Origin of the sequence: Psychromonas antarctica, from assembly GCF_022267535.1 — a bacterium.
Classification (GTDB): Bacteria; Pseudomonadota; Gammaproteobacteria; order Enterobacterales; family Psychromonadaceae; genus Psychromonas; species Psychromonas antarctica.
Genome location: NZ_JAHNZV010000011.1, coordinates 48,243 through 73,335, shown reverse-complemented (window position 1 = coordinate 73,335; position 25,093 = coordinate 48,243). Strand labels below are relative to the sequence as shown.

Annotated in this window: 22 protein-coding genes and 1 other RNA gene; 5 read left to right on the top strand and 18 right to left on the bottom strand. The window is 40.2% G+C overall.

Features of this window, described 5'->3' with window-relative positions; translation table 11 throughout:
• The first annotated feature begins 256 nt into the window (after positions 1–256).
• On the top strand, positions 257–451 hold the full coding sequence (locus KSO91_RS05055) for a hypothetical protein (protein WP_238741860.1): 195 nt from the start codon (positions 257–259) through the stop codon (positions 449–451).
• On the opposite strand, the gene KSO91_RS05050 is transcribed toward KSO91_RS05055, so the two are convergent.
• The gene (locus KSO91_RS05050; RefSeq protein ID WP_238741859.1) at positions 440–715 is read right to left on the bottom strand and encodes a hypothetical protein; all 276 of its coding nucleotides are present in this window, start codon (positions 713–715) and stop codon (positions 440–442) included. The two genes, KSO91_RS05055 and KSO91_RS05050, sit on opposite strands and share 12 nt — an antisense overlap.
• Positions 716–1,523: 808 nt before the next feature.
• On the opposite strand from KSO91_RS05050, the gene KSO91_RS05045 reads away from it, so the two are divergent.
• A complete protein-coding gene (locus tag KSO91_RS05045) occupies positions 1,524–2,507 on the top strand; it encodes an integron integrase (protein WP_275113913.1) in 984 nt (327 codons plus the stop codon).
• 20 nt (positions 2,508–2,527) lie between these two features.
• Here KSO91_RS05045 and bioD read toward each other — a convergent pair whose 3' ends face one another.
• The 4 genes from bioD to bioB are packed head-to-tail and all read right to left on the bottom strand — an operon-like array spanning position 2,528 to position 6,227.
• Positions 2,528–3,220, bottom strand: a complete 693-nt coding sequence (gene bioD / locus KSO91_RS05040) for a dethiobiotin synthase (protein WP_238741858.1) — start codon at positions 3,218–3,220, stop codon at positions 2,528–2,530.
• Position 3,221: 1 nt separating this feature from the next.
• Complete coding sequence (bioC, locus tag KSO91_RS05035; RefSeq protein WP_238741857.1) at positions 3,222–4,016, bottom strand: malonyl-ACP O-methyltransferase BioC; 795 nt, start codon at positions 4,014–4,016, stop codon at positions 3,222–3,224.
• Positions 4,006–5,175 carry an 8-amino-7-oxononanoate synthase gene (gene bioF / locus KSO91_RS05030; RefSeq protein ID WP_238741856.1) on the bottom strand — a complete coding sequence of 390 codons (1,170 nt, stop codon included), beginning with the start codon at positions 5,173–5,175 and terminating at the stop codon, positions 4,006–4,008. Before bioF ends, bioC begins: the two co-directional genes overlap by 11 nt.
• Positions 5,175–6,227 carry a biotin synthase BioB gene (gene bioB / locus KSO91_RS05025; RefSeq protein WP_238741855.1) on the bottom strand — a complete coding sequence of 351 codons (1,053 nt, stop codon included), beginning with the start codon at positions 6,225–6,227 and terminating at the stop codon, positions 5,175–5,177. The genes bioF and bioB overlap by 1 nt, the downstream gene beginning before the upstream one ends.
• A 103-nt stretch (positions 6,228–6,330) precedes the next feature.
• Here bioB and bioA point away from each other — a divergent pair, with 103 nt between their 5' ends.
• Positions 6,331–7,599, top strand: a complete 1,269-nt coding sequence (gene bioA, locus KSO91_RS05020; RefSeq protein WP_238741854.1) for an adenosylmethionine--8-amino-7-oxononanoate transaminase — start codon at positions 6,331–6,333, stop codon at positions 7,597–7,599.
• A gap of 80 nt (positions 7,600–7,679) precedes the next feature.
• On the opposite strand, the gene KSO91_RS05015 is transcribed toward bioA, so the two are convergent.
• Positions 7,680–8,099 (bottom strand): hypothetical protein, encoded by a 420-nt coding sequence (locus KSO91_RS05015; RefSeq protein ID WP_238741853.1) that lies wholly within the window; start codon positions 8,097–8,099, stop codon positions 7,680–7,682.
• 134 nt (positions 8,100–8,233) lie between these two features.
• Between KSO91_RS05015 and asnS the strand changes: the two genes are divergently transcribed.
• The gene (gene asnS / locus KSO91_RS05010) at positions 8,234–9,634 is read left to right on the top strand and encodes an asparagine--tRNA ligase (RefSeq protein WP_238741852.1); all 1,401 of its coding nucleotides are present in this window, start codon (positions 8,234–8,236) and stop codon (positions 9,632–9,634) included.
• 448 nt (positions 9,635–10,082) lie between these two features.
• Here the strand turns inward: asnS and purF are convergent, their stop codons facing one another.
• The 9 genes from purF to sohB form a co-directional block, all read right to left on the bottom strand.
• The gene (gene purF / locus KSO91_RS05005; RefSeq protein ID WP_238741851.1) at positions 10,083–11,597 is read right to left on the bottom strand and encodes an amidophosphoribosyltransferase; all 1,515 of its coding nucleotides are present in this window, start codon (positions 11,595–11,597) and stop codon (positions 10,083–10,085) included.
• A gap of 155 nt (positions 11,598–11,752) precedes the next feature.
• Positions 11,753–12,247 carry a CvpA family protein gene (locus KSO91_RS05000; RefSeq protein WP_238741850.1) on the bottom strand — a complete coding sequence of 165 codons (495 nt, stop codon included), beginning with the start codon at positions 12,245–12,247 and terminating at the stop codon, positions 11,753–11,755.
• 82 nt (positions 12,248–12,329) lie between these two features.
• Positions 12,330–12,923 (bottom strand): SPOR domain-containing protein, encoded by a 594-nt coding sequence (locus KSO91_RS17745; protein WP_238741849.1) that lies wholly within the window; start codon positions 12,921–12,923, stop codon positions 12,330–12,332.
• 3 nt (positions 12,924–12,926) lie between these two features.
• Positions 12,927–14,189 (bottom strand): bifunctional tetrahydrofolate synthase/dihydrofolate synthase, encoded by a 1,263-nt coding sequence (gene folC, locus KSO91_RS04990; RefSeq protein ID WP_238741848.1) that lies wholly within the window; start codon positions 14,187–14,189, stop codon positions 12,927–12,929.
• 52 nt (positions 14,190–14,241) lie between these two features.
• Positions 14,242–15,027, bottom strand: a complete 786-nt coding sequence (gene truA / locus KSO91_RS04985) for a tRNA pseudouridine(38-40) synthase TruA (protein ID WP_238741847.1) — start codon at positions 15,025–15,027, stop codon at positions 14,242–14,244.
• A gap of 282 nt (positions 15,028–15,309) precedes the next feature.
• Entirely contained in the window at positions 15,310–16,569 is a 1,260-nt protein-coding gene (gene glgC, locus KSO91_RS04980) for a glucose-1-phosphate adenylyltransferase (RefSeq protein ID WP_238741846.1), read from the bottom strand.
• A 148-nt stretch (positions 16,570–16,717) separates the two neighbouring features.
• Complete coding sequence (locus KSO91_RS04975) at positions 16,718–17,212, bottom strand: hypothetical protein (RefSeq protein ID WP_238741845.1); 495 nt, start codon at positions 17,210–17,212, stop codon at positions 16,718–16,720.
• 193 nt (positions 17,213–17,405) lie between these two features.
• Complete coding sequence (topA, locus tag KSO91_RS04970) at positions 17,406–20,057, bottom strand: type I DNA topoisomerase (RefSeq protein WP_238741844.1); 2,652 nt, start codon at positions 20,055–20,057, stop codon at positions 17,406–17,408.
• Between the two features lie 193 nt (positions 20,058–20,250).
• Positions 20,251–21,294 (bottom strand): protease SohB, encoded by a 1,044-nt coding sequence (sohB, locus tag KSO91_RS04965; protein ID WP_238741843.1) that lies wholly within the window; start codon positions 21,292–21,294, stop codon positions 20,251–20,253.
• 129 nt (positions 21,295–21,423) lie between these two features.
• Between sohB and KSO91_RS04960 the strand changes: the two genes are divergently transcribed.
• Positions 21,424–22,161 carry a YciK family oxidoreductase gene (locus KSO91_RS04960; protein ID WP_238741842.1) on the top strand — a complete coding sequence of 246 codons (738 nt, stop codon included), beginning with the start codon at positions 21,424–21,426 and terminating at the stop codon, positions 22,159–22,161.
• Positions 22,162–22,196: 35 nt separating this feature from the next.
• On the opposite strand, the gene KSO91_RS04955 is transcribed toward KSO91_RS04960, so the two are convergent.
• The 3 genes from KSO91_RS04955 to pssA form a co-directional block, all read right to left on the bottom strand.
• A complete protein-coding gene (locus KSO91_RS04955) occupies positions 22,197–23,162 on the bottom strand; it encodes an LpxL/LpxP family acyltransferase (protein ID WP_238741841.1) in 966 nt (321 codons plus the stop codon).
• 50 nt (positions 23,163–23,212) lie between these two features.
• Positions 23,213–23,310: signal recognition particle sRNA small type (gene ffs, locus KSO91_RS04950), an RNA gene on the bottom strand.
• A gap of 357 nt (positions 23,311–23,667) precedes the next feature.
• The gene (gene pssA, locus KSO91_RS04945; protein WP_238741840.1) at positions 23,668–25,020 is read right to left on the bottom strand and encodes a CDP-diacylglycerol--serine O-phosphatidyltransferase; all 1,353 of its coding nucleotides are present in this window, start codon (positions 25,018–25,020) and stop codon (positions 23,668–23,670) included.
• Positions 25,021–25,093: the final 73 nt, after the last annotated feature.

Below are 25,093 nucleotides of genomic sequence, written 5' to 3'. Positions count from 1 at the left end.
AATACAAAAGCTAACTTGATATTGCCCCATTTCCAACAGCGATTTAGAAAGCCGATCCGCAAATTCGTTGAATATGGGATCGCGCAAAACACCCAACCAACCAACTTACAATTTCTACATTTCACAATGTGGAGTGAAATTTAACGCTTAAATAACAGGATTGCGTAGCAATTCCTTGTTAATTTACTTGTTATACAAAAGTTAGAGTTATGTAATTAATATATAACTATTTTAAATTAAATTAGGAGAAATAAATATGAGTGTAGATGATTATAAAGTTGAATTCTTCGTCCCTTATTGTAGCGATGATGAACACGCAGTAATAAGAGGTTTAGAGAAAAAGATTCACGAGTCACGCGTAGCTGTAAAGCTGTTGGAGTGGTTTGTTGAGAACCAACCAACACTAATGAATGACGAAGTGTTGGCCTTACGGAGGATGTTAGATATTTAAGAGTTGTCTTTGATATTCTTTCGCAGCTCCCAAGGAGAGATGGATACCATACCCCTTTAGGTTCTCAAACTCAGATACAAAATGGTCTAACGCACTTATATTGTCACATTTATACCAATCCCTGTGTAAGTTAAAGTCATTAGCATTTTGTATAACCCTTTGGTAATACCTTTCCTTGGTAATTTCTGGACATCTTAAAGCCTCTTGTTCAAGCATGACTATTGCGTAAGAGTATAGTTTGTCAAAGTGATTAGTATCAAACATTAAACATATTCCTTTTTTTGTGGGTGTGTGAGTATTTGTAATAAGCAGCCCACGAAGAGAGTGGGTTTGTATAACGCCGCTAAACACTGGCACATAGGTTTGGCGGCGTTTTTGCAGCTTTTTGTTTTTTGCAAAAAAGACGACAAAGCGTAATGCGTCCAGTGCTTTGCCTTGTTAAGTTTTGCGACTTGTAAGCTTGTAGCCTACATGAAACGCAACGCTTATATTTCTTTTAACTTGAAACGAAAAACGTTTTATTTACCTATCTATTTTTCAACGAAGTAGCCCAATTGCAAACAACAAAGCTCAAAACGTAATGCTGATAAATAGGTAAATTAACCCAGCCCGTTTAGTACAAAAGCTAACTTGATATTGCCCCATTTCCAACTGCGATTCGGAGAGCCGATTCGCAAATTCATTGAAAATAGGATCGCCAAAAACATCCAACCAACCTATTCATCAATTTACACTTCACAATGTGGAGTGAAATTTAACAGCTTTATAAGCAACACGAGACGTAAAACTCTTGCCACCTATCTTATTTAAAATGATCATGAGAATATCTACTATTCCTCACGTAATCAACGGCTTTTAAAATAACCAACTAAAATTGTGACTGGAGATAGGTGTTACGGTGACACCTATCTCCTTTTTGAAATCCACAACAAGTAATTGATTTATATAGAAAATTAGAATGGCACAGAATATAACCTGCACAGTGACCGCTATCTGCTGGATTAATATCTGAAACGCAACCATACTACTGGTTATAATTACAGCGTATTAATTTTCAATTATGGAGCCGATTATGTATGATGTTAGGCCGTTAATAGCACTCGATTCTAAGCGTTTTATGGATCAATTACGCATATTCATCCGCAGTCGCCATTATTCTTTTAAAACAGAAAAGACTTATTGTTACTGGATATTGGCATATATACGCTTTAATCATCTTAAGCACCCAGAGACAATGGGCAATACAGAGATTGAATCGTTTTTAGAACACCTTTCTGTTGCTTGCAGTGTTAGCTGCAATACGCAAAAAACGGCGCTCAATGCATTGGTGTTCATGTATCGCGAATTTATGCAACGAGAGATTAAAGATCTTAGGTTTCGCTACGCGACGAAACCTAGGCAACTACCCACAGTGTTTACCCATAATGAAGCACAGGCGGTGATTAATGGGCTATCTGATAAACCTAAATTATGTGCATTATTGATGTATGGTTGTGGTTTGCGAATCTCAGAAACCACTCGTTTGCGTATTAAAGATATTGATTTTGGATCCGATTGCATCTTTGTCAGAGAAACCAAAGGGGATAAATGTCGCCGCACGTTGATGCCAAAAATGTTAATCGAGGCACTAAAACATCAGGTGAAATCAAGCTTATTGCAACATCAACAAGATTTACACGATGGCTTTGGTGGTGTTTTTCTACCCGGTGCGTTGTCTAGAAAATATCCCAATGCAGCGTATGAGCCTAAATGGCAATACTTATTTCCTGCTGTGAGTTTATCTGTTGACCCGCGCACCGGGATCCTGCGCCGACACCATGTTTCTGAACAATCGGTTCAACGTAAAGTTAAAGAATCGATTAGAAAATCCAATATAATGAAAAAAGCCGGTTGCCATACTTTTCGGCACAGTTTTGCTACACGCTTATTAGAAGCCGGCACCGATTTACGTAATATTCAGGAGTTGCTTGGACACAGTGATATCAGTACGACGCAGATATATTTACATGTTGTTGGACTGCATGAACGAGGTATTGTCAGCCCTGTTGATCATTAAGCGAAGTTTGGGATGGAAATTTATTTAAGCGGAAAATTAACGAACTGTGCTAAGTCGACCTGATGGATGTTATTTAGAAAGGGGATTTCAGCAATCATAGGGGCTTTAATCTTAGTGCTTAATAGTTGTAGATTATGCTCGTAAAAAGGCATCTCGGCTTGCACTTGATTGGCTATCCAACCAACAACCGTTAAACCGTCATTAATAATCGTTTCGTAAGTTAAAATTGCGTGATTTAAACAGCCTAATTTCATCCCCACCACCAAAATAACCGCTAAGTTTTGTGCTATCACCCAATCCGATAACATCTCTTTATCGTTTAAGGGTAAACGCCAGCCCCCTGCCCCCTCTATAATGAGGAGATCAGCATTCAGTTTTTGTAGTGCTTGAAAACCTTGCGTGATCAAGTGGGATTGGATCGGTCTATTTTCAACTTCTGCAGCGATATGCGGTGCAATAGGTTGAGCAAATGAGATCGGATTAAGCGCATCATAAGAAACCGCAATACTGCTATTTTTTTGTAAAATGAGGGCATCTTCATTGCGTAGACCATCCGCCGTTAATTCACACCCCGCTGCAATCGGCTTATAGGCAAGCGTGGTAAGCTTGTGCTTATTGGCGGCTTGCAAGAGTGCTTTACAAGAGATTGTTTTACCCACATCGGTGTCGGTTCCAGTAACAAAAAAAGTGTTATTTTTGTGATACTCATTCATTTTATTTTTGTGCCTCTACGTAACAAACTTGGTAAGTTAAATTTAATTGACCGGAACCGTTAAGAAAGGGTTGGTAGCCTTTTTCAAGCTGCTTAATCAGTTTCCGCCCATTTAATTTTCCTTTTTGATGACCGTGCACATGATTAGCACCGACCCCTTTTAATGCGCGCATGACGGCAATCACATTGTCATAATGCACAATGCGTGTTTCTGTTTTTATGCTTAACTGACTAAATCCACATTGCTGCAGATACTCGCTAATAGTGTCGATATCTAAGAATGAATTGGTGTGTGGTGATTGATCGACCGTCCTCCAAGCCTGCGTTAACTCATTAAGCGTCCCCGTTAGCAAGGTAGAGAAATGCAATTTTCCTCCTTCGGATAAGCGCCCTTTTAGCTGTTTCAAACAAGCACAGAGATCCTCGCTCCACTGCAGCACAAGGTTAGAGAAAATCAGATCAAATCTATCATAATCGATGGGTAAATTATCGATATCACCTTGCTGGCAGGTCACATTTACCAACCTTTTTTTGGCTACTTGTGCAAGCATTGCATCACAAAGATCCAAACAATTTATGTGACTCTGAGGATAACGATGGAGTATTTTTTCACTGAAATAACCAGTGCCACAACCAAGATCTAAAATCCGCTTATAATCTTGTTTGTTAACGGTATTTAATAACTGCACACCGATATCTCGCTGCAATTGCGCGAACTGATCATAATGCCGAGCAGCTTTAGAAAATGATTTTTTGACTGCAATTTTATCAATGCTGAGGGCGACTTTACAATTCATTTAATACTCGGCGAATGGCGGCCACTAGTCGCTGCAAATCTTCAATTTTATGATGAGCGGTTAAGGTGATGCGTAAACGTGCGCTGTTAACAGGCACTGTTGGGGGGCGAATTGCGGTCGTCCAAAAGCCTAATATTTTTAATTGCTCAGCTAACCTGACAGCTTTCTTACTATCACCAATAATGATTGGTTGAATAGCGGTGCTTGAGTGCGCAATTTGGATGCCCTGCTCTGCGGCTATTCTTCTAAATGTATTGATTAAACTATGTAATTTATCACGACGCCAGTGCTCGTTTTCTACCATTTTTGCAGCTTGACTGATCGTGTAAGCCATCGCTGGTGGTAATCCTGTGCTGTAAATATAGGGCTTAGAGAAGTTAGTTAGGTAATCAATAAACGCTTGCGAACCCGCAACAAATGCCCCGCCCACGCCTAGCGCCTTACCAAACGTGCCCATATATATTTGTAAGTCACTATTTTTTAATCCTGCATGCACTGCACTGCCTTGGCCATTTTTACCGAGCACGCCCAAACCATGGGCATCATCTATCATGAGCCAGCTATCATATAAATTTGCCTGATCGGCCAAGGAGCGGATCGGTGCACAATCTCCGTCCATGCTAAATACACCTTCACTGATAATGAGTTTATTCGCATTGTTGCTGCCATGTTTGATTAATGACTGTTCGAGATGGCTAACGTCATTGTGCTTAAAACGCAGCATTTTGCAATCCGCAAGAGTTCCCGCTTCCATTAAGGAGGCATGATTGAGCTTATCTTGAATTAACAGGTCGTTTTTACCCAGCAATAGTTTGATAATCGCTTGATTAGCAGAGTACCCCGAACTAAACAGAGCCAACGCTTCGACACCTAACCAGCTTTTTAACTGTTCAGTTAAATCTTCATGCGCTTTATTATAACCGGTCACCAAAAAAGAGCCGCCACTGCCCACGCCAAATAATTGCGCACCTTTTTGCCATGCGTTAATTAACGCAGGATCGCTGGCTAGCCCTAAATAATCATTGCTGGAAAAATTGAGGTAGTTTTTATTATCGACGTTTAATAATCGTCCTTGCGACCCAGTTATTGCAGTGCAATGGCGATAAAGTCCGTCGTTGACTCGATTGCTCAGTTGCTCTGAAATAAAATCAAAGGCCATTAAAGGACACTTGTCGCATCATAAAAGAGATCATCTTTTTCACTGTGACGCACAATCGCGGCATCAACTGTTTTTTCTTTTTCAAAAGGAGAAAAAGTAACTGCTTCTTTATTGATGCCTAATTTCTTAAACAGCTTCATATCAGAATCTTCATCAGGATTGGCGGTGGTTAATAATTTGCAGCCATAAAAGATGGAGTTAGCGCCCGCCATAAAACAAAGCGCTTGGGTTTGCTCTGACATACTTTCACGTCCAGCGGACAAACGTACATGGGATTGGGGCATCATGATCCGCGCAATGGCAATGGTTTTGATAAAGGTGAATTCATCGAGGTCGTCAACACTTTCCAGCGGTGTCCCCGCCACTTTGACCAGCTTATTAATCGGCACACTCTCTGGTTGCTTGGGCATATTGGCCAATTGCACTAATAATCCCGCGCGATCTTGGCTTGCTTCTCCCAAACCGACAATGCCACCACTGCATACTTTCATTCCAGCTTCGCGCACATTATCGAGGGTGTCTAAACGATCTTGATAGCTACGGGTAGTGATGATTTTATCGTAATATTCCGGCGAGGTATCGAGGTTATGGTTGTAATAATCAAGGCCCGCTTGTGCAAGTTGCGTTGCTTGTTGGTTATCTAGCATGCCTAAGGTCATGCATGACTCCAATCCCAACGATTTGACCTCTTTAATCATTTCCACAAGATAAGACATATCGCGTTGTTTGGGATTTTTCCAAGCCGCGCCCATGCAAAAACGGGTCGAACCGGTCGCTTTGGCATCCTTAGCCGCTTTGAGCACCTTGGCAACTTCCATCAGCGTCTCTTTTTCAAGCCCTGTATCATAACGCGCACTCTGTGGGCAATATTTACAGTCTTCCGGGCAAGCGCCGGTTTTAATTGATAATAAGGTGCTCACTTGCACCTCATTATTAGGGAAATGCTGGCGGTGAACGGTCTGTGCTTCAAAGAGAAGATCCATGAAAGGGATCTCGAACATCTCTTCGACTTCTGAAACGCGCCAGTTTTGACGGATTACTGTGCTCTTCATAATAGATTCTCACCTTAAAATAGTTTGGTTAGTTTAATGTTCAAGGCTACACTGTCAACTTTTTAACGACAATACCTTTACAACTGACTAAATAGTGAGCGTTATGAGCATTGATCTGCAATTTGATAGCAACCATTTATGGCACCCTTATACATCGATGACCAATCCATTACCCTGTTATGGTGTGGTTTCGGCAAATAAAGCACTTATTCAGCTAGACAATGGCGAACAGTTAATCGATGGTATGTCCTCTTGGTGGGCGTGTATATTTGGTTATAATGTAGCAGAGCTCAATCTTGCGGCTAAAAATCAAATCGATAAAATGGCGCATGTGATGTTTGGTGGTTTAACACATCAACCCGCTATTGATCTTGCCAAAAAACTCGTTGAGATCACCCCTAAAGGACTCAATAAAGTGTTTTTATGCGACTCTGGTAGCGTCAGTGTGGAGGTCGCGTTAAAAATGGCGCTACAATATTGGCATGCCATGGATAAACCGAAAAGCCAGTTTTTAACCATTCGTAATGGTTATCACGGAGATACTTTCGGCGCTATGTCGGTGACCGATCCTGAAGGTTCTATGCATGAGCTGTATCACAACTTCCTCGCTAAGCAGCTATTTGCACCACAACCCAAAATCACCATTGATCAGCAATGGGACGCCTGCGATCTTGATCAGATAACGCGGATGGTCATAGCGAATAAGGATAATATTGCGGCAATCATTTTAGAACCGATTGTACAGGGCGCAGGCGGCATGCATTTTTATCATCCGCAATATCTGAAAGGGATCCGCGATTTATGTGATAAACATCAACTACTCTTAATTGCTGATGAAATTGCTACCGGTTTTGGCCGCACGGGCAAGCTATTTGCGTGTGAATTTGCTGATATAAGTCCTGATATTATTTGTGTGGGTAAAGCGATCACAGGTGGTTACATGAGCTTGGCTGCCACTTTAACCACAGATAAAGTAGCGACAACCATCAGCCAGGGTAAAGCTGCCGTATTTATGCACGGCCCGACTTTTATGGGTAATCCTCTGGCATGCGCTGTCGCTTGCGCCAGTATTGATAAACTTATCAGTATTAATTGGCAGGAAAAAGTAAGCCGCATAGAGCAGCAACTAAAAGAATATTTAGCGCCTTGTAGTGACTTGTCACAAGTAAAGAATGTACGTGTATTAGGGGCTATAGCTGTTGTTGAAATGAAAGAAGCGATTGATGTTGCGATAGTACAAAAGCAATTTGTGGCGCTCGGTGTTTGGATCCGCCCTTTTGGTAAGTTAATTTATATTATGCCGCCTTATATCATAGAAAAACAGCAGTTGAAAAAATTATGCGACGCCATCTATCGTGTCGCTAGTATATAAACGATTAGTTATGCTTCGCCGAGCAAACACAAAAGGAGACGCATTGTCTCCTTTTTATGCTCAGCGCTATTTGCTCAGGTTTATTCACCAAACAGTGTCGCCAAAATAGATAACTGTCCGTTTAAGTAATTGAGATCAGTTTTAGCATAATAAAAAGCAAAAACGACGGTGGCAGACATGATCACAATCAAAAATTTGTCCGGTGTATTATCCCCCTGCCTGCGTTTTTTATTCCAAGTATTGAGAATCGCTAATACAGAAATAATGCTGCATGCCCAAAGCAGAGACATAAATATTCTTATTTCAGAAAACTGATAATACTGAGGAGAATCAACCTCAAAATACGACATAACTAGCGGTTCAAAAAAATCACGAGCATAATGGAAAAGTAGCATATACCCTAAAAACGCCGCCCATAAAAAAACCGTTAACCAAAGTAGAAAAAAACGTCGCCATTCATGTGCATTATGAAAATGTTGCCTCACATATTGTTGTTCCATGATAAATCCCAATAAAAAACTCAATGATTATCGAATCATAGACTTGTATCTAACCCTAGCCAAGGTAAGATATGCCTCTATTCTAATTTTTGGTAAAAAACAGTTAAAACTGTGATTATGGAGCACTAATTCTGATGTCAAAAACAGCGATTGTTGATATTTTCAACAGCAAATTCCCGATAGGTACAAAAGTAACAGTTCAAGGCTGGATCCGCACTCGTCGTGATTCAAAAGCCGGTATCTCATTTTTAGCCGTTTATGATGGCTCATGTTTTGATCCAATCCAAGCTGTTGTACCTGCTGATTTAGACAATTATATTGCAGAAATTCAGAATTTAACGGCGGGTTGTTCGGTTCAAGTAACGGGCGAACTCGTGGAAAGCCCAGGAAAAGGCCAACTTTTTGAAATTCAAGCTACGACGGTAAAAGTATTAGGTTTTGTGCAAGATCCTGAAACCTATCCAATGTCGGCGAAACGTCACAGTATCGAATATATGCGCGAGCATGCACACCTTCGTCCACGTACTAATATGTTCGGCGCGGTAACACGGGTACGTAACTGTCTGTCCCATGCGATTCATAACTTCTTTTATGAAAGAGGTTTTAATTGGATCAGTACCCCCATTATTACTGGCAGTGACTGTGAAGGTGCGGGTGAAATGTTTCAAGTGAGCACACTCGACTTAGACAATTTGCCGCGTACAGATGCGGGAAAGATTGATTATAAAAAAGATTTTTTTGGTAAAGAGACTTTTTTAACCGTCTCGGGTCAACTAAATGCAGAGACTTATGCCTGTGCATTAAGCAATGTTTATACATTTGGGCCTACTTTCCGCGCCGAGAACTCAAATACCACTCGCCATCTCGCTGAGTTCTGGATGGTTGAACCTGAAATCGCCTTTGCTGATTTAGCAGATGCGGCGCAGCTCGCTGAAGATATGCTTAAATATGTGTTTAATGCGGTATTAACTGAACGTGCTGATGATATGGCTTTCTTTGCTCAGCGTGTCGATAAAGAGGCGATCACCCGTTTACAGAAGATCGTCAGCTCTGAATTTGTGCGCATGGACTACACTGATGCGATTGAAATCTTGCAGAACTGTGGTAAAAAGTTTGAATATGCTGTTGAATGGGGTGTGGATTTGCAATCTGAGCACGAACGTTATCTTGCTGAAGAGCATGTCGGTGCACCGATCATTTTGCAAAACTACCCGAAAGATATTAAAGCATTCTATATGAAATTAAATGCTGATGGCAAAACAGTCGCCGCAATGGATGTCCTCGCTCCCGGTATAGGTGAAATCATCGGCGGTAGTCAACGTGAAGAAAATCTTGAAGCTCTGGATAAACGTCTTGAAGAGATGGGCCTCAATAAAGAGGACTACAGTTGGTACCGTGACCTGCGTAAATACGGCACAGTTCCCCATGCTGGTTTCGGTCTTGGTTTCGAGCGTTTAGTTTCTTATGTGACCGGTGTGCAAAACATCCGCGATGTAATTGCCTTTCCTCGTGCCCCTGGCAGCGCTGATTTCTGATTAAGATTAGAAAATAAAATACACAAGCCAACATTTTATGTTGGCTTTTTTATGTGTGCAGGTCTTATTTCCCCCTTTAAATACAACAGGCTATTACTTTTTATAAAGTTAAAATTGTAAATTTTATTGAAAAAAAAACACAACAGGTTGTGGCTTTTTATAAAGTTAAAATTGTAAATTTTATTGAAAAAAAACACAACAGGTTGTGTTTTTAGTTTAGAACTCAGTTAAAAATATTACATGCTATGTAGATGACTCTGGTTAATGGGCGTATTACATTTACATAAAAATAACTACCACAGAGCGCACAGAGGCGTTACGCGCTACACGGAGAAAAGAAAAGACAATACAGAAGTTATAAGCTTTTATGTTTTCCCCCTTTAACTCTGTGTCCTCTGTGGTCTCAGTTTTTCGTTGTTACCTGAGTTGAATGCATAAGCATGAAATATTATGATTCGTTGTGCATCTCTAAGCTAGCAATCTCTTCTCTTTGCTCTTGAACGTTCTTAGCATCTTCACTTCGCAAACTAGCGAGGTAATCAAAGTAGCCTTGATCAATATCCCCAGTGACATAGACGCCATCAAAAACAGAGCATTCAAAGCCGTCAACATTCGGATTTTGTTTACCGACTGCATCTTTTAAATCTTGCAGATCTTGGAAGATAAGTCCATCAGTGCCAATACAATCGCTAATTTGTTCAACACTACGCTTATAAGCAATTAATTCCGATGCTGTTGGCATATCTATCCCATAAACGTTGGGATGACAAACTTGTGGTGCTGCAGAAGCAAGATACACTTTTGTGGCACCAGCATCACGCACCATTTCAACAATCTGCTCAGATGTTGTACCACGTACAATCGAGTCATCAACTAATAAGACCGCTTTATCTTTAAACTCTGTATTAATCGGATTGAGTTTACGACGCACTGAATTACGACGTTGTGTTTGCCCTGGCATAATAAACGTACGACCAATATAACGGTTTTTAACAAAACCTTGGCGGTATGGAAGGCCGAGTTCAATGGACATTTGTAGGGCAATATCATTAGATGTTTCAGGAATAGGGATCACAGCATCAATATGAATATCTGCCCATTCACGTTTTATTTTTGCCCCCAATTTACGGCCCATCTCTAAGCGCGCTTCATAAACTGAAATACCACTTAGGGTGGAATCGGGACGTGCCAAATAAACATATTCAAAGATGCACGGATGTAAACTTGTTTTTTCTGCACATTGTCTGGTGAATAACTGCCGATCTTCGGTAATGAATACCGCTTCTCCTGGTTCAACATCACGCATCACTTTAAAGCCGATGGTATCTAAACCGACACTTTCAGAAGCGACGATATACTCCATATCCCCCTCATCTGTCCTGCGTGAGCCTAATACAAGCGGTCGAATGCCATCGGGATCTCTGAATGCAATTAAACCATGACCAATCATTAACGATACGACAGCGTAAGCACCGATAACTTTCTTATGCACTCCACTAACTGCATTAAAAATATCGTCTGGGGTAAGTTTATCCCCCTGCATTTCATCAAGCTCTGCAGCAAAGATATTTAATAATACTTCAGAGTCTGAGGTGGTGTTAATATGACGGCGCGACTTGATTAAAGACTGACGCAAACTAGTTGCATTGGTTAAGTTACCGTTATGTGCTAATGCGAGTCCCCAAGGTGAGTTAACATAAAAAGGTTGCGCTTCAGCAGCACTAGAGCTACCAGCGGTTGGATAACGTACATGGCCGATACCGATATTGCCTTTTAAACGCTGCATATGCTTAGAATCAAAAACATCTTTAACTAACCCATTTGCCTTGCGCTGTTTAAAATTATCATCTGCGATGGTAACAATACCAGCCGCATCCTGCCCACGGTGTTGTAATACTGTCAATGCATCATAAATGCTTTGATTAACTGCCGTTGAGCCTACGATTCCAACAATTCCACACATAAATTAACGCCTTTATTTTTTAGTTAGTTAATAATCAATTTTAAATATATTTTTCAGTCCGACACACAACGATGAAGAACTGGTTGATCATGCTTATATACCAAGAGCCCATCATTAATTAATCGTCAATGACGGGGTCATCATTTCCACTAAATTTATTTTGTGAAGTTATTCAAAAAGCTCGATGAGTTCCCAATATGATTAAAAAACCATTCAATGATAATACCAAATTCAGGTATTAAGGTTGATTCCGCCCACCATTTAGCTTCATTAAAAGCGGTAAAAGTATCTATAAAAAAGAGTACAGCACTGACAATCAAAACACCTCGGATAGCACCAAAAAGCATACCAATGATGCGATCAGTGCCTGACAATCCGGTCACTGAGACGAGTCGACTAACAATATAATTTATTAATGCGCCCAATAATAAGACAGCAACAAATAGGATGGCGATAGCGACTGAATTACGAATTAATTGGTCGCTGAGTTGTGTTAAATAGGGGGAAATTTTAGGGTGAAAATTGCTGGCGATAAAAAAAGCGCCAAACCAGGTAATAAGAGAAATAGCTTCTTTGGTGAATCCTCGTATTAAGCTAATAAGCGACGAAAGTGCAATAATGCCAAGAATGGCGAGGTCAAACCAACTCATTGTTGTCCTTAATATTTATATTCACTGTAGGCTACAAACGAGCGCATTCTAGCAGAATTAAAAATAAAATGCTGCAAAGAATCTAAGGGTCAACAGCATTAAAAGGGATTATTTTTCCTTGTAATTGTGTTAAACGTTTTAAATGGGATAACTGTTTTTCAAGTTTTATTTTGGACACATCTGGACCGACAAAAACTCGCGTCAACTCACCATCAATCACTTCAGTCGGCACCGTATGCGCCTGAAAGCCAGCTTTGTGGAGCTTTTTCAGTAATAAATTTATATTATCAGCATTTTGGAATGCACCAAGTTGAATTGTCCATGCGCTTTCAAGCGCCTGTGCTTGAGGTGATTTAGGTTGAATATTTTGCTCTTCCTCAAGCGCATCGATAGTTGCCGTTGGCGCTATTTCAGCTACTTCCCACTGCCCATTTTCAGCCTCAACTTGTGCCTTATTATCGGTCACATTTTGCTTTTTGAGGTCAGAAGATAGGCTATTAATAGTCCCTTGCGAATCAGCAAGGGTATGGGCTTTAAGTTGAGGTTTTATGGGTGTTGCAACAAACTCATCTTCATAAGCCGTTTTTTTACCATCAATAATAGAGGGTAAAAAGATAACAACAGAAGCAACTAAAATAGTCACCCCAACTAGTCTATTTTTAAACTGAGTAGCCACGTATTACCCTTGTGAAAAAGTTAAAAAATCGGAAACCGTAAAGAAAGAACCAAATATGACGATTATATCAGATGAACCGGCCTTGTTAAGGACACTTTTATAAGCTGACTCGACATTTTCAAAACAATGTACACTAGCTTGCCTATTTTTACTTGCTTGATAATATTGCAACAGGACCTGACTCGATGCTCCACGGTCGCCAGCGAGGCTAATAAGATTGCATTCATTAACTTGTTCGTTAATCTGTTCAAATGTCCCGGTAATATCTTTGTCTTTTAGCATCCCGATAATGGCAAATACTTTACAGTTTGGACCTTTAGCTAATTTGAGTTGTTGCAGTTGGTTTGCTAAATAGAGTGCAGATTGCGGGTTATGGGCAACATCAAGATAAATGTCAGGCCGTTCCTCTGTCTGTATTTTTTGCAATCGCCCTGCCAGTTTCGCATTCTTTAATGAAGAGCGAATTAATGCATCACTAATATTAAGGTTTAGGGCTTCAATAACGGCTAAGGCAGTAGAGGCGTTTTGCATCGGCATCAATGTCTTGCTCAAATCGGCAATGGATTTTTTACCCACCCATGACCAGCTGTTTTCTTGGCTTTCAAAACAAAAATCTTTATTGGCATAAATAATATCTGCCGCTATTTGTTGGGCATAATTTCTTAATGACTGCGGAGGATTTAATTCTCCACAAATGACGGGCTTGTTGGCTCGAAACACCCCCGCTTTTTCAAAACCGATTTTCTCTCTATCGTCACCTAACCAATCAGTATGATCAATTGCAACTGTGGTCACGACACTAATATCAGATTCCACCATATTGGTCGCATCTAAACGTCCTCCAAGGCCAACTTCCAATAGAATATAATCACATTTGGCCTCTTTTAGCAGCTGCAAACAGGCTAATGTAACATATTCAAAATAACTCAGAGAGGTATCACCTCGTGCTGCTTCAATTTTAGTGAATGCCTGACAATGGTCTTTTTCGCTAAGCTCTTTATGGTTTATTCGTAAACGCTCAGTGTAGCGAAGAATATGAGGAGAGCTATAAACCCCCACTTTATAGCCTGCTTGTATGAGGATCTCTTCCAGAAAAGCACAGGTCGTCCCTTTGCCATTTGTCCCTGCCACTGTAATGACCGTGGCATCAAAATGAATTAAATCAAGATCTGTTCCTACTTTTGAAACTCTTGTCAGGCCTAATTCAATTTCGCAGTGATGAAGTTGCGCTAAATACGCCAACCATTCATTTAAATCTTTTTGCATAAATTATCAACACTCTTTATTTCAGGCTAAGCAAAAATACTATTTTCAAAAACTACAGATCTAAAAACAGAGGCCCACAAGGCGGCTTAGGAAGATCAAACTCTTTCGGGTAATCTACTTCAACAAGATACAAGCCACCAGGCTTTGCAGTCGCGGCTGCTTTGGCTCGGTCTTTATATTCAAGTAATGTTTTTAACCAATCAACGGGCTGATTACCGCGTCCAATTTCAATTAAGCTACCGGCAATATTGCGCACCATATGGTGCAGGAATGCATTTGCTTTAATATCAATAACAATAAAATCACTGCGACGGACTATTTTAATATACTCAATACAACGTTCAGGGCTATTGGCTTGGCAATGAAGGGCACGAAAGGAGGTGAAATCATGCTGGCCAAGGATATATTGACCTGCTTCTTGCATCATCGATGCATCTAGTGGGGTATGGTAATGGCTTAATCCCGTCCTTAAAATACCGGGCCTAAATGCACCATTGTAGATGATATACCGGTAACGACGTGCGCTTGCACTGAAGCGCGCATGAAATGATTGATCAACATGTTTTACCCAACGAACGGCAATATCATCAGGCAGATTAGCATTAACTCCGAGTGTCCATGCGACATCTTTGCGAATCGCTTGCGAGTCAAAATGGACCACTTGCCCAGTACCGTGAACACCGGCATCTGTCCGCCCAGCACAATTGACCGTCACCGTATGATTAGCGACGACTGAAAGCGCCTTTTCAAGCTCTTCTTGTACTGATACAACCTCTTTTTGACGTTGCCAGCCATAGTAAGCCGCGCCATCATATTCAATACCTAGTGCAATCCGCATTGATTTTTACCCTAAAATTTCAAAGCGTGCAGTATATACCCGTTATCAGTCAAGATGCAAAATCAGGAAGACAAATAGCACCAGCAGCTAGCCTATTTTTGTAAGTGCGTTTATAAGCGCACAATATCGGTGGATCGCTTGAAGACGTCAATCCCAAAAACGATAGGATTAAGCGAAATTGTTACAAAAGTGCCGAGCATTGTCTCCTCGCTTGCTGATTTTGTATTTACAATGCTAAAAGGTATCGCTCATAGCGTTAAAAGCAGCCTGATATGATAAAACTTATTGTCTCTCTGCCTTAACATAGCTATTAATCATATCTTGGGTGACAAGCCGCACTCCGTTTTCTGATATTTCAAAATATTTGCTATCGATCTCATAATCAAAGCCGATTCTTATATCATCAGGAAGAATACAATCTTCAGCAAGCACTAAATTGTAAAGGTTGCAATGTTCACCAATCCTTGTATTAGGTAGTATAATACAATGACTTAAATAGCTATGTTTTTCTATTTTTACGCAGGTAGATAAAAGTGAATTGATAACAGTCGCGCCCGATATAATACAGCCCGCACAAACAACGCTGTCTATCGCCTGCCCACGACAATCCTCATCGTTGAATATAAATTTTGCACCGGGTAGCTGCTGTTGAAAGGAATAGATGGGCCAGTGTTTATCGTATAAATTTAATTCAGGATCAATTTTCACTAAATCTAAATTGGCTTCAAAATATTGATCGATAGTGCCGACATCTTTCCAATAAGCTTGAACATCTGCGCAACCTTCACTGTCAAAGATATAAGCGCTAACATGGTAGTCAACAATCGCTTTAGGAATAATGTTATAACCAAAATCATGCAGTGACTCCGCTAAGTTGGCATCTTCTACAAGTAGTTTTTCTAGGATTGCAAAATTAAAAATATAAACGCCCATAGAAGCTAATGATTTTCCTGGTTGATCGGGTATTTCTGCGGGTACTTTGGGTTTTTCTTGAAATTGGATGATTTTCATATCAACGCTAATATTCAAAACACCAAATGAGCTAGCGCATTGACTATCGACTGGAATAGAGGCAATTGAAATATCTGAATTATGTTTAGCATGTTCGCGTAACATACGGCTGTAATCCATTTTATAAATATGATCACCACCTAATATTAATACATATTTACATTCCTCTTTACGTAATTTTCTTAAATTTTGATAGACAGCATCAGCGGTGCCTCTATACCATTGATCATCAATCTGCTGCTGTGCTGGCACAATATTGACATATTCCCCTAGCTCCCAGGGCATATGACTCCAAGATTTTTGTATATGATCTAATAACTCTGATGATTTATATTGGGTTAATACGTCCACCCTTCGGATCCCTGAATTCATACAATTAGATAATGTAAAATCGATTATTTTATATTTCCCTCCAAAAGGCAATCCGGGTTTAGCGCGATCTGCTGTTAACTGTTTTAAACGACTTCCTTTACCACCGGCAAGAATGACTGCAACCGTATCCCGAGTTAATAATCCAATATGCTGATTCATTATTGATCCTTGCGTACTTCGTTAATCCACTGCGCTAATATTCACTTATAATCGTTGAAATAAAAGCGAGCTAAACACAAATAATATTTGTATTTTTGTTGTAGACCTATGTAGATCATTGATTAGGTGAAATTACGATAACAATTATTTAATCAATCAAGGCTTTCCCATATTTAGCATGACTTAAAGGTACCGCTTTTAAAATATCTATCCAGGAATCATCGATTATTTGTAAGGCAGAGTGGATGGATCGGCTATTGTTTGCGATGATGTTTATATCATAGCCGTGATTTTGATAATTGAAATAAACTTTTAAAATACCCCGCTCTAAGTGCCACTTCCCAACATAATGGTCGTTATCAAATAAACTACTTATATTTAGCTGGTTGTTGTTATCGAACTTTAGGAGTAAAGGGGTGTTATTTTTGGAAGTAACAAGCCATGAATGCGCTATAATTTCACTTTCTAAGAGTTTTCTTTTTTCTAATTCCCAGAGAATATACTCCCCTTCGGTTAAAATATAAGAGCGATCTTCCTCAGTGAACACATCAAAAGGTAATAGTTTTTGGATACCACCTCTTTTTTCGTAAGTAAATAGAATTACTTTACGATCAAATTCACTTAGTAATGAGTACAAGCACATAAACAGCTCTCTTTAATATTTAATTAATATTAAATTAGTCTGTCTGAGCGAGAGTGTGGTTTGTAACATGAATAAGTATGAATGAGTTCAACAAATAACAGATATGGTTGTTTTTTTTTAGCGTGTGATCACATGTTTATTTGTAATACAAAGGTAGCGCAAGCTACCTTTATATTACAAAAGAAGGGTAAAATTATTTCTTTTCCTTCACTACTCTTTTGGCTTTTTGCTCTTCGATCCATTTACCATCGCTGAATTTAGCTGTCCAACCCGTCGCCTTCTTCTCTATCTCGGTCATCACATACTGTTCTTTATTTTTACGACTGTAACGTACCACCGCGAGATTGCCTTCAGGATCTTGTTGTGGGGCATCAGCTAGATAATAGAACTTAGGAGAAATTCTATCTCTAAATCGAATAAGCTCCGCAACCTTAGGTGCACGCGTTTCACGAGAACGAGGGAAGGTATTTGCTGCCAAGAAGAGGCCTGAAGCGCCATCTCTTAGAATAAAATACGCGTCACTTTGTTCACATTCTAATTCTGGTAGAGGAACTGGATCTTCTTTTGGTGGTGCAACTTCGCCACTGCGTAAAATTTTGCGAGTGTTGCTACATTCCTCGTTGGTACAGCCCATATATTTACCAAAGCGGCCATCTTTTAGCTGCATATCACTGCCACATTTATCACATTCAACAAGTGGGCCGTCATAACCTTTAATTTTAAATTCGCCTTGTTCGACGAGATGGCCGTCACAAAGTGGATTATTACCACAAACATGCAATTTGCGGTTTTCATCAATAAGATAACTGTCCATCGCCATTTCACATTTTGGACAACGTTTTTTGGCCATTAATGCAGCGGTTTCTAAATCTTCTGCGCTTAAAATATCAATAGCTTCTTCACCATCAATAAGATTAATAGTCGTTTTACAGCGCTCTTTTGGTGGTAGTGCATAACCCGAACAGCCTAAAAACACGCCCGTAGACGCGGTACGAATGCCCATTGCACGATCACATGTCGGACATCTGACGTCTTCAATAATTACCGGCTCATTAAGGCGCATTCCCCCTTCATCGACGGGAAGTTCTGCCTTCTCTAATAAATTGGTTAGATCTTTATAAAAGCGATCTAATTCATCGGTCCAACTCGCTTTACCTTCGGCTATCGCATCTAGATTTCTTTCCATCTGCGCCGTGAAATCATAACTCATCAGCTCAACAAAATTTTCACTCAAGCGATCGCTGACAATTTCACCCATTTTAACAGCATAGAAACGGCGCTTATCAACTCTTACGTAACCCCTGTCTTGGATTGTTGAAATGATACTTGCATAGGTTGATGGTCGTCCAATACCTAATTTTTCAAGTTCTTTAACTAATGCGGCTTCAGAAAAACGAGCCGGTGGTTTCGTAAAGTGCTGTTTAGGATCAAGTTCAATCAGATTTAATAGATCACCAACCGCTAAATCGGGCAGTTGTACTTCATCTACTTTACTTTTCGCAACGGGTTGTGCTTTGGTCCATCCCGCGAAACGCAACGTACGACCTTTCGCTCGTAATTGATAATTACCTGCCGCAATAATCAAGGTGGATGCATCGTAAAGTGCGGGCAACATCTGGCAAGCTAAAAATTGACGCCAGATCAATTCATATAAGCGCTGTGCATCTCTGTCAACATCATTAAGAAAGGCTGCAAGTTGATTAACATCAGAAGGACGAATCGCTTCATGAGCCTCTTGAGCCCCGGATCGACTGCTGTAGACCTGAGCTTCTTTCGGCAAATAATTTTTGCCGAATTCATCCGCAATATAATCCCGTGCCGAGGCAACGGCTTCTTTGCTTAAGTTGGTAGAATCCGTACGCATATAAGTGATATGCCCAGCTTCATAAAGACGTTGTGCAAGCATCATGGTTTTTTTAACACCAAAACCTAAACGGGTGCTGGCTGCTTGTTGCAATGTGGACGTTATAAACGGCGCGCTGGCTTTACTTTGCGTTGCTTTGTCTTCACGAGAGAGTAATTTGTATTGTGCTGATTTTAAGGCTTCAACTGCAGTAAACGTCTGCTTCTCTGTGGTCGGTTTAAATGATTTCCCATCTTCTTTAAATACTTCTAAACGTAAATCAGTTTTGTCAGCACTTTGTACATCGGCATGGAGATCCCAATATTCATCGGGATTAAATGCTTTAATTAATCGTTCGCGTTCAACGAGTAAACGTACCGCTACCGATTGTACTCGACCCGCTGATAATCCGCGTGCCACTTTTTTCCACAGCAGTGGAGACAGCATAAACCCAACAACCCGATCTAAGAAACGGCGCGTTTGTTGTGCTTTAACACAATCAATATTCAACTCTGTGGGGTGTTGGAAAGCTTCTTGAATCGCACTTTCTGTAATTTCGTTAAACACCACACGTTGATACTTAGCATCATCACCACCGAGTATTTCCCGTAGATGCCATGCAATTGCCTCACCCTCTCTATCCAAATCCGTTGCGAGATAGATAATAGGTGCATCTTTAGCTAGCTTCTGCAGCTCGCTGACAACTTTTTCTTTGCCTGGTAATATTTCGTAATGCGCTTTCCAGTTATTATTGGGATCAATCCCCATACGCGTCACAAGCGCTTCCTGTGCACGTTTGTTTTTTTCTTTCTCTTTTTTAGCGGGTGTCAGACCTGCTAATGACTTGTTGGTCTTGGCATCAATTTTTTGCTTAGCACTGCCGCTAGTCGGCAGATCGCGTATATGTCCAACACTCGATTTAACAATAAAATCTTTACCTAGATATTTATTGATTGTTTTTGCTTTTGCGGGAGACTCCACAATAACAAGTGATTTGCTCATAATTCTTCTATACCTAAAGTAGTCGTATTCGAGGGTGAAAATCTAATTTTCAATTCATCTAGTGAACTTTCTTTTTATATAAGCGAAAGTAACCACGAATAGCAAATTTTTTTTTCAATAAACAGAGAAATACACTAAAAAAGCCAACCATATCGAAGTTGGCGTAGCATATAGCATAAAAATCAATCAATTATTAAAATAAACGATTGCTGTTTAGCTGTAATAATTTAAACACACTATTTTCGATTGCAATTGAAGCTGCATGCCCCAATTTGTCGGCTAGTTTTTTGCGCTGCGTATATTTAATTTGTATGATATGGCGATTATCTAATTGCGAAACCAAATAATCATCACTGGTCGATATCTTATCGACTAGATTTCGCTCGATAGCCTGCAAGCCATACCAATGTTCCCCTGTCGCCACTTTATCAATATCAAGTTGACTGCGATGGGTAGATACAAATTGTTTGAATAATTCGTGAGTTTCTTGCAACTCTTGCTTGAACTTGTCGCGCCCAACCTGATCATTTTCGCCAAACATAGTAAGTGTACGTTTATATTCACCCGCAGTTAACTGCTCAAATTCAATATCATGTTTTTTGAGTAATCGGTTGAAGTTCGGGATTTGTGCAATGACGCCAATTGAACCCACTATTGCAAAAGGTGCTGAAATTATTTTATCTGCAATACATGCCATCATATATCCGCCACTGGCAGCCACTTTATCAACAGATATTGTCAATGGGATATGATGATCTTTAATACGTTGTAATTGCGATGCCGCTAAGCCATAGCCATGAACCATGCCACCACCGCTTTCAAGGCGTACAAAAACCTCATCTTTCTCAGTCGCAACACTTAAGATAGCCGTCACTTCTTCCCGTAACGAAACAACCTCTTTGGCATCAATACTACCCTTAAAGTCGATAACGTACAGTTGTGGCAAACCCTCATCGGCACCGTCTTTAGCGGCTTTTTTTGCTTGCTTATCTTTTTCTTTCTGTGCCTTTTTTTCCTTTTTATGGCGTACTTTTCTCTGATGAGGAGTCAATAACTGTTCTTCAATTGATTTTTTTGTCTCTTTTAACTGCTCGGACAGATCAGTTAAATCTAATTCGCCTTTTTTATTTTTTTGCTTGCTGACGATCGCGATGACAGCCACGAGTGTGATCACCACGGTGATGATAAAGGTCAACGCTTTCGCAAAAAAGAGACCATATTCCGATAAAAATTCCAAATTTATATTCCTTATTAATAAGATAGACCTAGCATATCATGACAAAAAGAATTCGTTGACACAAAGAGATTGAGACTTTTGTGCAAAAAAAGTTAATATTCCCACTTATTTATGAAAATGAGATGATTTATGAACAAATATCAAATGCAGCCAGATTGTTTAATAGGCAAAACAATTCTAATTACGGGTGCCGGAGCAGGAATTGGTAAAACATTGGCACTGCAATGTGCAAAGTTGGGCGCAACTGTTATTTTATTAGGCAAAACGGTATCCAAACTGGAGGCTGTTTATGATCAAATAGCCGCATTGGACAAATGCCAAGCCGCTATTTTGCCCTTGGACTTAAGGGGCGCGACAGAGCAGCATTACAAAGATTTAGCCGACACTATTCAGCGTGAATACGGAAAGCTTGACGGCCTTGTTCATAATGCCAGTCAATTGGGGGTATTAGGCCCTTTTGCACAGATTGAAAAAGCCCTCTGGGATGAGGTGATGCAAACCAATGTTAGCGCGCAATATTTGCTAACTAAATCATTAATTCCTGTTTTAACGCTTGCTGAAGCGGCCTCTATCCTATTCACAACATCAGCAGTAGGCAATCAAGGCCGCGCTTATTGGGGAGCTTATAGCGTATCAAAATTTGCCACTGAAGGCATGATGCAGATATTAGCTGACGAATATGAAAACAGTCATTTGCGCTTTAATGCTATCAATCCGGGTGCAACACGAACGACAATGCGGGCTAATGCTTATCCAGCGGAAAACAGTTCGCTGTTAAAAACAGCACAACAAATCATGGGGAGTTATATTTATCTACTAAGTGATGAAAGCAGAGCGGTAACGGGTCAGCGTTTTAACGCCCAGTGAAAGTTAACATACTCTAATGGGCAGTCTTTTCACTGTTATTTATAGATTTTCAAGCCCACTTCAGGGCGGGTTTTTAATAATTTTAGCGCCCACATATATTGTGCGCGGTTCTCGTCGATCAGTTTTTCAATGGCTCGATTCATTAATTCAGTCTGCGCCTGCTCGTCTAACTTAGAAAAGTCGTCCAGCGGCGCATGAAAAATAACATCAACCTTAGATGTCGCTGCGTTATATGAGGTATAAACAGGGATCACAACCGCACGTCCTAGTTTGGCTAGGCGTCCGATTATCGGCAACGTGGCTTTCTGAGTGGCGTAGAAGTTAGCAAATAGACTGTGATCTCTGCCGTGATCTTCATCAGGTAAATAATAGAAATGGGCTTTATCACGCAAACTTTTAATAGCCGGTTTTAGACCTTCACTGCGATGGTACAACATGCCCTTTCCGACGAGCTTAGTAAAACGGGTACGATAACCGGTTACAAACCAGTCAAATATCGGATTTTTATAGTCGTTAAACATACTCGACAAAGCATATCCCCTCGCAGCAATAGCAGCTACGCCAGCAAAATCAATACCATAGCAGTGTGGGCCTAAGAATATAATGGCTTGCTTTTTTGCCTCAGCTTGTTTGATATAATGCTCACCGATCATATTGACACGGTTAACTAAAAAAGACTGACTTCTGAATGCAAGTTCACCCAACGATAGGGATATTTGCGCAACAGCTCGCAAGTTTTCACGCATGAGGGATTCTTTCTGCTGCTGAGTGTATTCTGGAAAACATAGACTGAGGTTGGTGAATGCGATTTTTTTACGTTTATTCAAAAAGCTAGCGTTATAGAGTTTATCTACCACAAAAGCGGCAAAGCGATCGCGGATTTTGATCGGGCAGTAGCTGCAGATATATAAAAAACCCAGTAACGACCAAGTGCCCCAATATTTAGGCATAAAATGTTTTGCTTTAAGAGATGTATCAAAACGGGAGCTGTAAAGCGTCATAATTAGACCTTTAAAGAAGCTAATAATGATTAAATTTGAGGTGGGTGGTAGACTTCCCAGCAAACCCTCGGCACTTGAATCACCTACTATGGCTGCTGCCTTCCGGCTCTGACCAGGTTAATAAGTTATCAATGCGAAGAACCAAGAAGCCTACCATTGTCACTATTATCAAACCGTGTTCGACTTGATGAACGGAATTATACGTATCAAAACGAAGAATTCAACCGCTATTTACTGTTTCAGTTTCAAGTGCTTAATTAACCATCATTTCATTCGTTTTTTTACAATATCAGGCAATGAAGAATTTACTTAGCGTTAAGGTCACTTTCCAAGTCGATAAAATAATACTCAACGAGAGCCCTTCCGCTAAATAAATTAAAACCTCAATCGGAAAATTGAGGTTTGTAAAGGAAAGATGAAGAGACACTATAACGATACCAACAACGACACAAATACACTGACCATAATGGCCATAAAGCCCCTAAAAAGAGAGTGGCCTGTAGTACTAAATAAGACCTTTAACCAATCGGTCTACTTTAATTCTTCGCATCCTTAATAATAATTTTTTAACATGTTCAGGGTAGTTTTCGACACCATCAATCTGTTTCGCTGCTGTAATGGTGAGCGTATTTTTCAGTATTTCGTTAAGCTCTTGGTCTAATAATCCTTTTAGCGCCTGCTCCGGATCGTCGATTAGTAAGCCATTTTCAAGATCTAAGCGCCATGCACGTGGATTCAAATTATGTCCAGTAAGCATCACAAAGCGATTATCTGCATAGATCCCTTTCAAATGAAAACTATTACTGCCGTCTTTCCATAGATGTAGTTTCAACTGACCACTTTGCAAGCAATGTTGATGTTTTTGAGCGAAATATTTTAAGTTGCTTTCATAAAGATAAGGTAACCCACCGATGGTTTTAAATGGCTGCCCCTCTGGGATATAAAAGTCATTAGCGGTTTTGTCACCGACCACGATGGTTAATTTAACGCCCCGTTTCAATAATGCGCTAATGTCTCTTGCAAGTGCTCTGGGCAAATTAAAATAAGGCGTAAAAATGACAAGCTCATTTTGAGTGCTTTGCAGCATTTTTCGAATGCACTTATTAAGTTTATTATTTCGCGCACCTAAACCACACAGTGGCGCAATAGATAAAGTGCCAGGTAAAGCTTCCCCTTGGTAACTGTAGGATGCTTGTTTTAGGTTTTTAGCGAACTGTTTATGCGCCATCTTTAGATCTGCAATTTTGGGTACCAAGGGGGCATTTAAGTTGGCAACCGCCCCGCTACTGACAATTTCATTTTTTAAGAAGCGTACCATCGAATCAGCAAGCTCACGATTCTCAAATATCCAATAACGATCATAGCGATACCGATCGTTAGAATGTAAATAAATATTATTAAAGCTAGCGCCACTATAAAGCACACTATCGTCAAAAATAAAACCTTTAAGGTGCTGTACGCCAAACAGCTCTTTGCGCTTAACCGGAATGCCGAGTATTTTCACACCTAGCGCATGCGCTTTTTCAACCTCTTGGTACCAAGTTGTATTAGTGGATACCGCTTTCTTTTCACCAATTAAACCACGTTGTGCACGGTGAAAATCTACAAAAACAACGATATCTAACGCGGGCCTCTCTCTTTTGGCCTGATAGAGCGCCATTAAGATCTCTTCACCTGCAGCATCGGCTTCAAGATACAAAGCTGCTAAATAGATGCGTTGTTTGGCATTCCCTATTTGCCATAATAGTTTTTCTTTAAAAGATTTAGATGAAAAAAGACAGTCAACCGATTGCGCTGAAAGTGGGATTTTCTTCATATTATTTAGAAATAATAAACTCTGTTCAATTCGACGACTCATAGCTCTCTTTACACAACTGAAATAACCGCGCTGAAAATGAAAAAGGTTGCCTAGACAACCTTGTTAAAATTTC